Genomic DNA, 14,473 nt, shown 5'->3' on the forward strand with positions numbered 1-14,473 from the left:
CCTTCAGATCGTCATCTGTGAGCCGAGTTCGACTACGCGGTTTGGCGGAATTCGGAAGAAGTCGGTGGGGTCCGACGCATTGCGATGCAGGAAGATGAACAGCAGATCCTGCCAGAAAGGCATGCCGCTGTTCTTCGAGGGGCGCAGAGTGGAGCGGCCGATGAAATAGCTCGTCTGCATCGGCTCGAGCTTGTTGTCGCTCAGCCGCAGCGCATAAGCCAGGTCCCGCGGAACATCGGGGCTTTCCATGAAGCCGTAATTGAGCACCGCGCGGGTGAAATTCTCGTCGATGTTGATCAGTTCGAGCCGCTTGGCGGCATCGACCGTCGGCACATTCGTCGTCTTGATGGTGAGCGCCAGGTTGCGCTCGTGGAGAATCTTGTTGTGCTTGAGATTGTGGAGGAGCGCGCTCGGCGCGGCCTCCATGTCGGACGACAGGAAGATCGCCATGCCGGGAACACGCTCTGGCGGGCGCACGCGCAGCATGCGGGCGAGCTCTTCGAGCGCGATCGCCTGGCTCTGGTCGATCGCCAGCAGCAGCTTGCGGCCGCGAACCCATGTCAGGATCAGGATGCCGACGCCGCCCGCGACGATGAGCGGCGCCCAGCCGCCTTCGTAGATACGCAGGACGTTGGCGCCGAAGAAGAAGAGGTCGAGCACCAGCAGCGGCGCGATCACCGCCAGCGCCAGCGGCAGCCGCCAGCCCCAAGTTCGCCGTATCACCATGAAGCCGAGGCAGGTCGTCACGACCATCGTCCCCGAGACCGCGATGCCATAGGCTGCCGCCATCGCCGATGAAGAGCCGAAGCCCAGGACGAGAACCATGACGCCAAAGAACAACAAGCCGGTGATCGAAGGCAGATAGATCTGGCCTGCGGCATGTTCGGAGGTCTGGCGGATCTTGAGGCGGGGCAGCAGGCCAAGCTGGATCGCCTGCTGGGTCAGCGAATAGGCTCCGGTGATCACTGCCTGGCTGGCGATGACGGTGGCACAGGTGGCGAGCATCACCAGCGGTATGCGCGCGACGCCCGGCGCCATCAGGAAGAACCAGTCCTGGTTGGTGAATTCGGTGCCGTTGGCCGCTGCCACCTCAAGACCGTGCAACGCGAAGGCCCCCTGGCCGAGATAGTTGAGCGCAAGCGCCGGAAAGACGATGGCGAGCCAGCCAATGCGGATGGGCTTGGCCCCGAAATGGCCCATGTCGGCGGTCAGCGCCTCCGCGCCGGTCACGGTCAGGAACACCGCACCCAGCACGAACATGCCCGCGACGCCGTGATTGGCCATGAAAAGCACCGCGTTGTGCGGCAGGAAGGCCATCAATATCGCAGGTTCGTCGAAGATGTGGATGCAGCCGATCGCCGCGATCGTCATGAACCACAGCAGGCAGACCGGACCGAACAGCCGCGCGACGATAGCGGTGCCGCGCGCCTGCATCAGGAACAGGCCGATGATGATGCCCGAGGTGATCAGGATGATCTCGCCGCGCGAGATGGCATGTTCGAGGCCGGGAATCGTCTTGAGGCCTTCGACCGCCGACAGCACCGAGAGAGCTGGGGTGATGATCCCGTCACCGTAGAAGAGCGCCGCGCCCGCTGCGCCGAGCGCCATGACCAATGTCCGCCGCCTGCGGGTCGATCGCTGGGCGAGCGCCATCAGCGCCAGCACCCCGCCTTCGCCGCCATTGTCGGCGCGCATCAGGAACAGGACGTATTTGCAGGTGACGACGAGGATAAGCGCCCAGAGCGCCAGGCTGAGAACGCCCAGTATCTCGCCCGCGACTATGCCGTCGGCGGCCGCCTGACCGAGCGCCTCGCGAAAGGCGTAGATCGGGCTGGTGCCGATATCGCCGAACACCACGCCGAGCGCCCCGAGCGTCAGCGCAGCCATCGTGTCCTTGCGACGCCGGGTGCGCGGTTGTCCCGCCCTGGCGTCGGCCTCATCACTCTGCATCGAGCAGCCCTCATCGGCGAATCGGCGGGCGGAGTAGGCCTGTCAGGGGTATAATGCACGCGAAATGTTGTTGCGATGCGGCATTGTTTGCGTGGCGGGATCAATCGGGGTAAAGGCGGCTTCGAACTGCCCCGGTGGCGCGTCCGAATCGACGTTGTCTCCGGGGCTTCTCTGTTTCCCGCGCCTCCGGAGGCCCGACCAAGATGACCCGCCGCCGCCAAATCTACGAAGGCAAGGCCAAGATCCTGTACGAGGGTCCCGAGCCCGGCACGCTGATCCAGTATTTCAAGGACGACGCGACCGCGTTCAATGCCCAGAAGAAGGGCACGATCAACGGCAAGGGCGTCCTGAACAACCGCATCTCCGAGCATATCTTCACGCTCCTCAGCACGATCGGCGTGCCGACCCATTTCATCCGCCGCCTGAACATGCGCGAGCAACTGATCCGGCAGGTCGAGATCGTCCCGATCGAGGTGGTGGTGCGTAACGTCGCCGCAGGATCGATCGTCAAGCGGCTGGGGATCGAGGAGGGGACGCAGCTGCCCCGCACGATCATCGAATATTATTACAAGGACGATGCGCTGGGCGATCCGATGGTCGCCGACGAGCATATCGCCTGCTTCGGCTGGGCGAGCCAGGAGGAGATGCACGACATCGCCGATATGGCGATCCGCGTGAACGACTTCATGTGCGGCCTGTTCGCCGGGATCGGCATCCGCCTCGTCGACTTCAAGCTCGAATTCGGCCGTTTCTGGGACAATGACTATAGTCGCGTCATCCTGGCCGACGAGATCAGTCCGGACGGTTGCCGCCTGTGGGACATGACCACCGGCGAGAAGCTGGACAAGGACCGTTTCCGCCAGGATCTGGGCGGCGAGGTCGAAGCCTATCAGGAAATCGCCCGCCGCCTCGGCCTGATGCCCGATGGCGACAATATGATCCTCGACCTGGAAACCCACCGCAAGAATCGCGGCAAGTGATTTCAAGAGCTTGAGCGGAGCCGGTTGAGAGGCTGTCTCAACCGGCTCCGGCTCGCCGCAATCCTGCCGCATTTGGGCGCAGCCGCTATTTACAACTCACATGCTAGAGATAGTCTCCCTCCCCGAACTTAGGGTATTTCATCCCGAGTCGGAGAGGACCGAAGCATGGCGACGTCCCGTTTCGAGCATCGCACATCGGCGCCCTTGGCGCTCCTGCTCCCCGACCTCGATTGCGGGGGACGATCTTATTGGCAGGATCATTGGGCGGAGACGCGGATCGACTGCCGCACGGTGGATCTCGGCCATGCCCGCATTCCCGATCGCAACGCCTGCGTTTCGCGGCTCGATCATGCATTGCGTGGGATCGATGCGCCGCTGATATTGGTGGGCCATGGGCTCGGCGCGCTGACGATCGCGGCCTGGGCCGGACTGATGAGCAGCGAAGACGAAGGAGCGATCGCGGGCGCGCTGCTGATTGGGCCCAGCGACCCGGCGGCGGAAGGTGCCGATCCGCGGCTTCAATCCTTCGCGCCGTTGCCGTCGGCGATCTTTTCGTTTCCCGCGCTGGTGGTCGCCAGCGACGATGACCCCGCCATCTCGCCCGAGCGGTGTTTCAGCCTCGCACGGCAATGGGGGGCGGGGTTCGCGCGCTTCGGCACGTGCGGCCATTTCGGTCCGCAGGATGGCCTGGGCTGGTGGCCAGAGGGCGAGGAACTGCTCGACCGTTTCATCGATCTGGCCGAGCCGGGGCATGCTCCGGCGCTCCGGGGCATCGATCATATCGCGCTCGGCGTCGCCGGTGCGCCGCGCGGCGCTTCGCCGCCCCTGTTCCGTCCCTAGGACGGTTTCGCGCCCCGTCCGTCCCATCTCCGGGGGGCGGACGGGGTTGCATCATTCAAAGTCGATGAAGCTAAGCTGTCCGGCTTCCAAAATAATCCGATGTGGCGTGGGCCCGTCCGGGGCTCTATGGGAGCGCGCATATTGGCGTCGCGCCACGGATTTTAAGAAGGAAGCGGAATAATGAGCAGCCGTACGGAAGCGGTAAAGATCGCGCCGAACGATGCCTTCAACACCCAGACGGTGCTCTGGGTGAAGCATTGGAACGATCATCTGTTCAGTTTCGCGGTCGACCGGCCGGCTTCGCTGCGCTTCCGGTCGGGCGAATTCGTGATGATCGGCCTGCCGACCGAAGCCCGGCCGCTGCTGCGCGCCTATTCGATCGCCAGCCCATCCTATTCGGACGAGATCGAGTTCCTGTCGATCGCGGTCGAGGACGGCCCGCTCACCTCACGCCTGCGCCACATCATCGCCGGCGACGAAATCTATGTCGCGCGTAAGACCACCGGCACGCTGGTCGCCGACGCGCTCACGCCGGGCAAGCGCCTGTTCCTGCTCGCGACCGGCACCGGACTCGCGCCATTCCTGTCGATCATGCGTGATCCCGACATCTATGAGCGCTACGAACAGGTCGTCATCGTCCACAGCGTCCGCCGGGTGAGCGATCTTGCCTTCCGCGACGTGCTGGAGAGCAAGCTTGCCGGCGATCCGCTGGTTGAGGAAGAGGCCGCCGCCAAGTTCCGCTACGTTCCCACCGTCACCCGTGAGCCGTTCGAACGGCAGGCGCGCATCACCACGATGATGGAGGATGGCGGGCTGTTCGCGGGCGTCGATGGCGAAGCGAAGCTCGACCCGGCCACCGACCGGGTGATGATGTGCGGCAGCATGGACATGATCCGCGACTGTTCGGCGATCCTCGAGCGTCTGGGCTTCGAGGAAGGCTCGAACGCCAAGCCGGCCGACTTCGTGATCGAAAAGGCGTTCGTCGGCTGAACCGGCGGCGCCCGCTTATTTTCGGGGCTGCAGCAGCTGATCGAGCCAGCCCGGCGCGTTGCCGGTGCGCTCGAGCCGTGGATAGCGGTTGCCGCCATAATAGGCGATCGACACTGTGCGATATTGATCGCCTCGGCGGACCAGCAGCTCAATAGGCTTGCGGGTCGTTGCGGCGGTCGCGATCCGTTGCGAAAGTTCTGCCGAGTCGAAGGTTTCGCCGTCGAGTGCCACGAGTGTGTCGCTATTGGTGAGGCCGGCCTCGAACGCCGGGCTGTCCCAGATCACCTGCTCGATACCCTTGTCGCTATTGTCGACGACGATGCCGAGCGAATAGCTGAAGTCAGCCTGTTTGCGACGCCGCTCTTCGGTTCGCCAGAAACTGGTCGGCTCCCCGGCGAAGACCAAGCGGTAGCCGCCTCTGGCAAAGCCTGCCAGCGGCGCGTGGGATTGCGTCCGGTCGACGCGCTCGCGCAGGAAGGCGGCCCAGTCGAAGGGTGCGATGGCCTGAAGCGCGTTCACGACATCTTCGAAGTCATAGGTCAGAATACCGAGATCGCCATCGCGCGCGCCGAAAAAGGCGCTGGCGAAATCGTCGAGCGAACGCCGTCCGCCGGTCAGTTCGCGCAATTGCATGTCGGTGTCGAGCCACACCAGCATGCCCTCGTTATAATAATCTTCCGATCGTTGAAGGCTGAGCCACGGCTGGGGCCGCCGGGCGGCGATGATCGGATCATTTGTGGTGTCGATCAGCGGCCGCCACTGCCGGCCAGGCCGCGTATCGAGCGCCGCCGCGATCATCGCGAGACTGGCGAGCGTATCGTCGGCCGAGACCAGCCCCGAGCGCGCCTGCAGGACATAACCCCAGAATTGGGTTTGGCCCTCATAGACCCAGAGCAGCGAATTGCGCATCGGCACGCTGTAATCGGGGGTGTAGAGGTCGGCGCCGCGGCGATATTTTCCGTTCCAGCTGTGCGTATATTCATGCGGCAGAAGATTGCGGCGCGCGGTCTGTTCGTCCCAACGGGTGAAATAGCCGGTGGCGACGCCGTTTTCGCTCGACCGTTGATGTTCCAGCCCGATCCCGCCGAGCCGGTCGCTGATCGAGAGCAGAAATTCGTAGCGGTCATAATGTTTGCCGCCGAACAGCTTGCCCGCCTGTTCGACCAAGCGGCGATGCGCCGTTAGCTGGGCATCGGTGGCGGCCAGTTCCTCGGGCCGGTCGGCGGCGATGTTGAGGCGCTCCTTCGCGCCGAGTTGGACCTGGCGGAAATAGCGGCCCGCCAGCATGGGGCTGTCGACCAGCGTCTCGAAATCGACCGGCCGGAAGCCGATAGGCCCGGCCGTCTTGCCTGGAAGCGGTTCGAGCGCCGTTCCGAAGTTCCAGCCGGCAGGCAGGGTGACGCTGGGCTGGACCATGATCCGCCGGGTGAAATAGCCGGCGGGATAGAAGGCGGTCAGATTCCACTGGAGGCTGAGCATCTCGCGGGTCATCACCACGCGGCCCTGCGCGGACGAAACCGGCGAGACATAATCGAAGGCGAGGTCGATCGCCTGCACGCCTTCGGGCACATCGACCTGGATTGCATAGACGTCCACTGGATCGCGCCGCCAGTCCAGCGGGCGCCCGTTGGCCGAGATGGTGAGGCCAGCGACATCGTCGATGGGCCCGCGCGGCGCATGATTGCCCGGAAGCCATTGTGGATAAAGCAGGTGGAATTTGCCCGAAGCAGGAACGGGAATTCGTTCCTGCACCCGGAAGATGCCGCGCGCGACATCGGTGGCGTCCACGGCAAGGCCGATCACGCCCGGATAGGGGATGTCGCGGGCAGCAGGCACCTGCCGTTCGATCGGAAGCGGCTGTGGCCGGCTCTGGTCTGTCGCGTGGGCGGGTTGGGAAGGGGGCAGCGTAAGGATGGCCAGGGTAAGCAGGGAGTAACAACGCATCGCGGACTGGTCCGTTGTGATTTCGACGGGACCATGCCGCCTTATCCCGCGTTCGTCACCCCCCGCAGCATTGCATAGCAAATCATCATCAGCCGCAGGTCGACCGGTGGCGATCGATGCGAATCTCATCGGTCGCCGGCCATGCCTGATGTTCGGCCCACCATTTCATCCCGCTGGCGACCTTCTGCCGCAGCGTTTCAAAGCGGCTCCGAAAGTCTTCGTGCTGATTATATGCCTTTATCTGTTCCATGGTCGTCTCCATCGTTTCGACGACCCTTTAAATATGAATATTCCATCGGCGACGCCAATCGGTTATCGGGCGCCATAGATAAGGTGAGTTTATCTATATGGCGCGACAGATTCCTCCCCTCAGCGCGGTCAGGGTGTTCGAGGCCGCGGCCCGCCATCTGAACTTCACGCGCGCCGCCGAGGAACTGGCGATGACCCAGGCCGCGGTCAGCTATCAGATCAGGATGATCGAGGACCGGCTGGGCGCGAGCCTGTTCGTGCGGTCCGGCCGGCGGGTGTCGCTGAGCCCGGCGGGGCAGCGGCTCGCGCCGCAGATTTCGGCTGCATTCGACCTGCTCGACGAGGCCTTCGCCAAGGTGCGCGAGTCCGAAAGCGGGGTGCTGACGATCAGTGCTGCGCCGGGAATCGCGGCAAGCTGGCTCGGTCCACGGCTCGCACGTTTCCAGATGAAGAAACCCGACATCGCAATCCGCCTGCTGGCGACCGGCGATCTCGCCGATTTCAGCCATGATGGCGTCGATGTCGCGATCCGCATCGGTCGGGGCGAGTGGCCCGGCCTGCGCGCGGTCGAGATGTTCCCGGCGGATTACACGCCGATGTGCAGCCCGGCCTATGTCGAGCGGATGGGCCCGTTCGACGATCCGGCGCGATTGCTCGACGTGTTGCGGCTGAACTCGGACGATGTGTGGTGGCGCGCCTGGTTCACCCAGCTCGGCGTCCCGATCCCCGACGACCTGACCCAGAAGTCGCTCCACGTCGACTCTCAGGTGATCGAGGGCATGGCCGCGATTGCGGGCGAAGGGGTGGCGATGCTCACGCCGCGCTTCTGGCCCTATGAGCTGGAGACCGGTCGGCTGGTGCAGCTTTTTCCACATATCGGCGCGGGCAGCAGCTTCTGGCTGGTATGCCCGGAGCATCGCTATGGTTCGGCCAAGGTGAAGGCGTTTCGCGAGTGGCTTTTGAGCGAGGTTGCGGCATCGTGATTTCGGGCGCTCAACAAGGCTTCCCCGGCGCGCCCTTTTCCCGCTAGAGCTTGGCCATGACCGATCTCGCCGAGTTGCCCGACGACAGCATCCGCAATACCCCCTTCGACAGTGCGCTTTCCGACCGCTATCTGGTCTATGCGTTGTCGACGATCACCGCGCGCTCGCTGCCCGACGTCCGCGACGGGCTGAAGCCGGTTCATCGGCGGCTGCTCTGGGCGATGCGGCTGCTGCGGCTCGACCCGGCGTCTGGCTACAAGAAATGCGCGCGCGTCGTCGGCGACGTCATCGGCAAATATCACCCGCATGGCGACCAGTCAGTCTACGACGCGATGGTCCGCCTCGCCCAGACCTTCTCGCTGCGCTATCCGCTGGTCGACGGGCAGGGCAATTTCGGCAATGTCGATGGCGATAACGCCGCGGCGATGCGTTATACCGAAGCCCGGCTGACCGCCGCCGCGGGCGAGCTGATGGCCGGGCTCGACGAAGGCACGGTCGATTTCCGTCCAACTTATAACGGTGAGGAGGAAGAGCCCGAGATCTTCCCCGGCCTGTTCCCGAACCTGCTCGCCAACGGCGCCAGCGGTATCGCCGTCGGCATGGCGACCTCGATCCCGCCGCATAATGTCACCGAGCTGATCGATGCCGCCGTTCTGCTGATCGACAAGCCGGAAGCCGAGAATGCCGAACTGCTCCAGTTCGTTCGCGGCCCCGATTTCCCGACCGGCGGCGTGCTGGTCGACAATGCAGCAGTGATCGCCGAGGCCTATGCGAGCGGACGGGGCGCGTTCCGTGTCCGCGCGCTGATCGAGAAAGTCGACGAGAAGGGCGGCGGCTGGCACCTCGTCGTCAGCCAGATTCCATTTCAGGTTCAGAAGTCGAAGCTGATCGAGCAGATCGCCGAACTGATCAACGACAAGAAGCTGCCGATCCTCGCCGATGTCCGTGACGAGAGCGACGAGGATATCCGCATCGTCCTCGAACCGCGCAGCCGCACGGTCGATCCCGACACGCTCACCGAAAGCCTGTTCCGGCTGACCGATCTAGAAGTGCGCGTTCCGCTCAACATGAACGTGCTCGACGACAGCCGTACCCCGGGCGTGATGAGCCTCAAGGATGTGCTGACCGCCTGGCTCAAGCATCAGTTCGAAGTGCTGGTCCGCCGCTCTAAGCACCGTCTGGCCAAGATCGCCGACCGGATCGAACTGCTCGACGGCTATCTGATAACCTATCTGAACCTCGACCGGGTGATCCAGATCATTCGGGAGGAGGACGAGCCCAAGCCGGTGATGATCGCCGAATTCGGGCTGACCGACCGCCAGGCCGAGGCGATCCTCAACATGCGGCTGCGCAGCCTGCGCCGGCTCGAGGAATATGAGATCAAGAAGGAGCGCGACGCGCTCGACGCCGAGGGCAAGGGCCTTGAGGCGCTGATCGAGAGCCCCGCGCGGCAGCGCACCCGTATGAAGCGCGACCTGTCCGCGCTGCGCGAGCGCTATGGCCCCGAGACCGCGCTCGGCGCACGGCGAACGATATTGTCCGAAGCGGGCCCCGCGCGCGAGATTCCGCTCGAAGCGATGATCGAACGCGAGCCGGTGACGGTGATCCTGTCGCAGCGCGGCTGGATCCGCGCGATGAAGGGTCATGTCGACGAAGCCGCGATCGCGGGCGTGAAGTTCAAGGAGGGCGACGGCCCGTCCTATGCGATCCGGGCGCAAACCACCGACCGCATCCTGCTGGCCACCGACCAGGGGCGTTTCTACACGCTCCCGGCGGACAAGCTGCCCGGCGGGCGCGGCTTTGGCGAGCCCGTCCGGCTGTTCGCCGATATCGACGCCGACGCGCGGATATCGGCGTTGCTCGTCGCGCGCGCCGGCCACGAACTGCTGCTTGCCTCTGCCGACGGCAAGGGCTTCGTCGTCGACATGGGGGAGGTGACCGCCGAGACCCGCAAGGGCAAGCAGGTGGTGAACCTGCGCGAGGGCGGACGGCTCCGCGTCGTCCATCCGGTCGCGCCCGAAGACGATTATGTCGCGGCGATCGGCGAGAACCGCAAGATGGTGGTCTTTCCGCTCAGCGAGCTGCCACGCATGGCGCGCGGGCAGGGTGTTACGATCCAGCGCTACAAGGATGGCGGTCTGTCCGACGCGATCAGCTTCAGGCTGGAAAACGGCTTGAGCTGGGCGATGGGCGGCGACACTGGCCGAACCCGCACCGAGGCGGATCTGACGCCTTGGCGCGCGGCGCGCGGCGCGGCGGGGCGCATGCCGCCGGTCGGCTTTCCGCGCGACAACCGCTTTGGTGGATGAGCGTTTCGGCTAAGTCTACTGTCCAGTAAGCAAAACGCTAACTCTTTCGAAACAGTGCGTTAACCCTGGCCTGCTAATGCCGTCAGACCATGCGGGCGGCGAAAACCCAGATTGTCATACCCAGCGGAGAGGGCGAAGCGCCCGCCGCATCGCCGTCGCACATCCTGCCCGTCGCCTTTCAGGAACTGCTCGATACGCCCCGCAGCGCCGAGCGGCAGGAATTCATCGACACGCTGCCGATCGCGATAGCGATCGTCGCATTGGTCGACCGCAAAGCCACGATATTGAGCAGAAACCGGAGCTTTTTGCAGCTCGCCGATCGCCGCGGCAGCTTCATCGAGGTCGATGCAGGACGCGACCTCTGCACCGGCATCGCGCTGCCGCTGCTCCCCGTGATCGAAGACTTCCTGCTCTCCGAAGAGCGGGAAAGCTCGTTCGACATGGAAGAAGGCGACGGCATCAGCGGCCGCCATTTCGCGATACGCCTGGCCCGTCTGAGCGGTGACGAATCACATGCGCCGCGTTGCATCGTGTCGCTGATCGACCGCACCCAGCAGGTCGAGGGTGAGCGTTCGCTGCGCTCGCAGATGATGCGAGACAGCCTGACCGGCCTGCCGAATCGCGCCGCCTTCGCCGAGCAGGTCGAAGGCGCGATGCAGAATTTCGAGACCGAGGGCCGCCAGTTCGCAGTCCTGCTCGTCGACCTTACGCGCTTCAGCCGGGTCAACGAAGGCGTCGGATCGCTGGCGGGCGACGAACTGATCATCACCGTGGCGCGCCGGCTGATCTCGGCACTACGCGCGGGCGATCTGCTTGCCCGGCTGGCGGGCGACGAATTCGCGGTGCTGCTGAGCGTCGCAGACGACAGTTCCGAAGCGATGCGCGCCGCGCGCCGCATGCAGGCCTGTCTGTCGACGCCGATCCGCCTTGGCGACCTGGAGATCAAGATCGACTGCGCCGTGGGCGTCGCGATGATGTCGTCGTCGATCGACGCTGCCGAAGACCTGATCCGCAACGCCCAGTTCGCGATGAAGCGCGCCAAGCATTCGGGCCATGCCGAAATCTATCAGGCTTGCGACAGCACCGCCGCGCGCCAGCGGTTCAGCCTCGAAACCGAACTTCGGCGCGCGATCGAACGTGATCAACTGCAACTGGCATTTCAGCCGCTGATCGATCTGCAGACCGGCAAGGTTTCGGGTTTCGAGGCGCTTGCCCGCTGGGAACATGCAGAAAAGGGAACCATCTCCCCGGTCGAATTCATTCCGGTCGCCGAGGAATCAGGTCTGATCGTGCCGCTAGGCCGTTGGGCGCTGCGCGCCGCGACCCGCACCCTGGCCGAATGGGACCGCAAGGCGGGGATGGCCCTGCCGGTGCACATGGCGGTCAACGTCTCCGCGGTGCAGTTTCAGCGCGACGACGTCGTTGCCGCGGTCAATGCTGCGCTCACCGAAAGCGGCATCGCGGGCAACCGGCTCAAGATCGAGCTGACAGAAAGCTGTATCGTCAGCGATCCAGACGGCATCGCCAATGTCCTGCGGGCGATCCACGATCTCGACGTGCTGATCGCGATGGACGATTTCGGTACCGGCTATTCGAGCCTCGCCTATCTCCAGCGCCTGCCGATCGACGTGCTCAAGATCGACCGCAGCTTCATCGCGCCGATGCTAGAGGATCGTGATTCTGTGGCGATCGTCCGCGCGGTGCTCGGGCTTGCCTCGGCGCTCGGCATGAGCACGACGGCCGAGGGCGTCGAGACGCAGGAACTGGTCGAGACGCTGATCGGGCTGGGCTGCGACGTGGCGCAGGGCTATTATTTTGCCCGTCCGCTGCCGTCGGACGAGGCCTATGACTATCTGCGTGCGCGGATAGTCTGATCGACCTCTTCGGCGGCGATCGCGGCGACGCGATCGGCATCCGGAAAATCCTCGTCGATCCAGCGCCGTTCGATCGCCTGCAGCGTCGCGGCAACCAGCGGTCCGGCGCTCAACCCCTGCGCGATCAGGTCACCGCCGCCTATGGGCAGGCGAGGGCGCGTCCAGTCGCCAAGATGTCCCAGCCCCAGCCGGGTCGCGTCATGGTCTCCGCGCAGCAGGACGTCTGCCGCCACCTCGGGGCCATAGCGATAGGCGAGGGCGCGCGCCGGGGCATCATCTGCTGACGCCGCCTGTTCGAGACGGCGGGTAGCGGCCTTCGAAAGCTTCAGGCGTTGCGCGATCGACACCGCGGTGGCGGCGTCGCGCGGAAGCAGCGCGCCGAGACGGCGCAGCGCATCGCCCGTGACACCCGCCGCCCGTTCGCGGTTGATCAGCCGCGCCAGCCGATCGACCCCGGCGTCGTCGATCTCCGGGACGATCGGACGAAATATGCCGCTTTCTGCCATCAGCCGGACGGTCGGGCCCGGATCGGTGCAGGCGAGCAGCTTGAGCAGTTCGTCAGCGATCCGCTCGCGCGACAGCGCCATCAGGTCGTTGGCGCGGGCGATGCAGGCGGCGAGCGCCTTCGCGTCGGGTTCTCCCCGGCCGAAGCGGGCATGGAAACGGAACAGGCGCAAAATCCGCAGATGATCTTCGGCGATGCGTTTGAGCGGATCGCCGATGAAGCGGACCGTTCCCTTCTCCAGATCGGCTAGGCCGTCGAAATAATCTTGGACGTCGCCGGTCAGCGGATCGGCTGAGAGCGCGTTGATCGTAAAGTCGCGCCGTGCCGCATCCTCGCGCCATTCGTCGGTGAAGGCGACGATGGCGCGGCGGCCATCGGTGGAGATATCGCGCCGCAAGGTGGTAACCTCGACCGGGCCCGAGGGAAGCAGCGCAGTAACCGTGCCATGGGCGATGCCGGTGGGGATCGCCTTGAAGCCCGCTGCGGCGATCCGGCGGCTGCTCTCTTCGGGCAGCAGCCGGGTGGCGCAATCGATATCCTTGACTGGGATACCGAGCAGCGTGTCGCGCACCGCGCCGCCGACGAAGCGGACGTCGCCGTCGTCCGCGCCGAGCGCATCCATCAGCCTGTCGAGCGCCGGATTGTCGCGCCAGCCGGCCTTGGGAAGCCGCGTCATGCCGGCCAACCCAGGGCGTCCCGCAGGCGCGGCGCCAGGTTGACGATCAGGCCCGCGGTCACGCCCCATATCCGCTCGGCCGGCCAGTCGATCTCGTAGAAATGCCGTTCGGTTCCTTCCCGGATGACCGAGTTCGGCCGGTGATTGCTCTCGGCGACGAGATGGTCGAGCGGCACTTCGAACAGGCCTGCGACCTCGGCTTCGTGTGGCGTCAGCACCAGCCCCTCCGGGATCACGCCGACGACCGGGGTGATGAGATAGCCCGAGCCGGTGCCGTAGGAGCGCGCGGGACCGATCACGTCGACCTGATCGGCGGGAAGACCGACTTCTTCCCAGGCCTCACGCAGCGCCGCGCCGACCGGGCCGTCGTCGCCGGGGTCGATCCGCCCGCCGGGAAAGGCGACCTGTCCCGCGTGCGAGCGCAGCCCGGCGTGACGAACGGTGAGCAGGACGCGCGGGGCCGCTGCGTCGATGATCGGCACGAGCACCGCGGCGCGAATCAGTTGCGCGACGTCGCCAATGAGGTCGCTATGGTGGAGAAAGGGTTCAGCGTCGGCTTCGGGATGCGCGGCGAAGCTGCGCCGCAGGCGCTCGGCAAGGCTGCTCATTGCGCCTCGAGCGCGAAGAAATGGCCTTCGCTCCACAGGCCCGGGGTCGCAAGGTCCTCTTCGAGCGCAAGATTGACCAGTTCATAATAGACCGGCCTGGCGATGAGCGCGTCGAGTCCTTTGCGCACGGCGACGTAGGGATGCGGGCCGTCGGGCTTGTCGACGACGCGCAGCGGATGATCGCCATCGGCGATGACGAGGTCGCCGGTGTTCAGCCGGAAGGCGAGGCGGCGGCTTTCCCCCGCGCCTTCGCTTTTGAGCTCCACCGCGACGAAGGGGGCGTCGTCGACCTCGATCGAGAGCTTTTCGGCCGGGGTGACCAGCACATAGCCGCCATCGGGTTCGCGCCGCAGGATCGTCGAGAAAAGGCGGACCATCGCGAGGCGGCCGATGGGCGAGCCCTCATGAAACCAGGTGCCGTCGCTGGCGATGCGCATCTGGCTGTCGCCGCAATGGGCGGGATTCCATTGGTCGACCGGAGGCAGCTTGTTCTGCGCGCCGAGCGCCGCGATGTCGCTGAGCGACAGGCCGGCGAAGTCTTGGGGCGGGTGTGTCTCGGGCATGA

General features: G+C 65.1%; 12 protein-coding genes. 6 read left to right on the plus strand and 6 right to left on the minus strand.

Translation table 11 applies throughout. The features are described 5' to 3' along the window. Window positions 1-3: 3 nt before the first annotated feature. On the minus strand, window positions 4-1,950 hold the full coding sequence (locus tag ASE00_RS03050) for a potassium transporter Kup (protein ID WP_056377696.1): 1,947 nt from the start codon (window positions 1,948-1,950) through the stop codon (window positions 4-6). A gap of 203 nt (window positions 1,951-2,153) precedes the next feature. On the opposite strand from ASE00_RS03050, the gene purC reads away from it, so the two are divergent. The 3 genes from purC to ASE00_RS03065 all read left to right on the plus strand — a co-directional run bounded on the left by purC (window position 2,154) and on the right by ASE00_RS03065 (window position 4,760). After that, entirely contained in the window at window positions 2,154-2,930 is a 777-nt protein-coding gene (purC, locus tag ASE00_RS03055) for a phosphoribosylaminoimidazolesuccinocarboxamide synthase (RefSeq protein ID WP_056377698.1), read from the plus strand. 165 nt (window positions 2,931-3,095) lie between these two features. Beyond that, entirely contained in the window at window positions 3,096-3,770 is a 675-nt protein-coding gene (locus tag ASE00_RS03060; protein WP_056377700.1) for an RBBP9/YdeN family alpha/beta hydrolase, read from the plus strand. A gap of 180 nt (window positions 3,771-3,950) precedes the next feature. After that, complete coding sequence (locus ASE00_RS03065) at window positions 3,951-4,760, plus strand: ferredoxin--NADP reductase (RefSeq protein ID WP_056377702.1); 810 nt, start codon at window positions 3,951-3,953, stop codon at window positions 4,758-4,760. Between the two features lie 15 nt (window positions 4,761-4,775). Here ASE00_RS03065 and ASE00_RS03070 read toward each other — a convergent pair whose 3' ends face one another. Continuing rightward, window positions 4,776-6,704, minus strand: coding sequence for a M61 family metallopeptidase (locus ASE00_RS03070; protein WP_056377704.1), 1,929 nt, complete (start codon window positions 6,702-6,704; stop codon window positions 4,776-4,778). 88 nt (window positions 6,705-6,792) lie between these two features. Continuing rightward, the gene (locus ASE00_RS23275) at window positions 6,793-6,966 is read right to left on the minus strand and encodes a hypothetical protein (protein ID WP_156405249.1); all 174 of its coding nucleotides are present in this window, start codon (window positions 6,964-6,966) and stop codon (window positions 6,793-6,795) included. Window positions 6,967-7,051: 85 nt separating this feature from the next. Between ASE00_RS23275 and gcvA the strand changes: the two genes are divergently transcribed. The 3 genes from gcvA (at window position 7,052) to ASE00_RS03085 (ending at window position 12,119) form a co-directional block, all read left to right on the plus strand. Then, on the plus strand, window positions 7,052-7,936 hold the full coding sequence (gene gcvA, locus ASE00_RS03075; protein WP_056377706.1) for a transcriptional regulator GcvA: 885 nt from the start codon (window positions 7,052-7,054) through the stop codon (window positions 7,934-7,936). A 56-nt stretch (window positions 7,937-7,992) separates the two neighbouring features. Next, window positions 7,993-10,245, plus strand: a complete 2,253-nt coding sequence (parC, locus tag ASE00_RS03080; protein ID WP_056377708.1) for a DNA topoisomerase IV subunit A — start codon at window positions 7,993-7,995, stop codon at window positions 10,243-10,245. Window positions 10,246-10,334: 89 nt separating this feature from the next. Then, a complete protein-coding gene (locus ASE00_RS03085; RefSeq protein ID WP_056377710.1) occupies window positions 10,335-12,119 on the plus strand; it encodes a putative bifunctional diguanylate cyclase/phosphodiesterase in 1,785 nt (594 codons plus the stop codon). Here ASE00_RS03085 and ASE00_RS03090 read toward each other — a convergent pair. Genes ASE00_RS03090 through ASE00_RS03100 form a run of 3 tightly spaced genes read right to left on the minus strand, consistent with a single transcriptional unit; the run spans window position 12,095 to window position 14,471 of the window. Continuing rightward, window positions 12,095-13,300, minus strand: coding sequence for a CCA tRNA nucleotidyltransferase (locus tag ASE00_RS03090; protein ID WP_056377712.1), 1,206 nt, complete (start codon window positions 13,298-13,300; stop codon window positions 12,095-12,097). The two genes, ASE00_RS03085 and ASE00_RS03090, sit on opposite strands and share 25 nt — an antisense overlap. After that, window positions 13,297-13,908 (minus strand): CoA pyrophosphatase, encoded by a 612-nt coding sequence (locus tag ASE00_RS03095; RefSeq protein ID WP_056377714.1) that lies wholly within the window; start codon window positions 13,906-13,908, stop codon window positions 13,297-13,299. Before ASE00_RS03095 ends, ASE00_RS03090 begins: the two co-directional genes overlap by 4 nt. Beyond that, window positions 13,905-14,471 carry a DUF1285 domain-containing protein gene (locus tag ASE00_RS03100; protein WP_056377716.1) on the minus strand — a complete coding sequence of 189 codons (567 nt, stop codon included), beginning with the start codon at window positions 14,469-14,471 and terminating at the stop codon, window positions 13,905-13,907. Before ASE00_RS03100 ends, ASE00_RS03095 begins: the two co-directional genes overlap by 4 nt. Window positions 14,472-14,473 lie beyond the last annotated feature (2 nt).

Source organism: Sphingomonas sp. Root710 (assembly GCF_001429065.1).
Lineage (GTDB): Bacteria > Pseudomonadota > Alphaproteobacteria > Sphingomonadales > Sphingomonadaceae > Rhizorhabdus.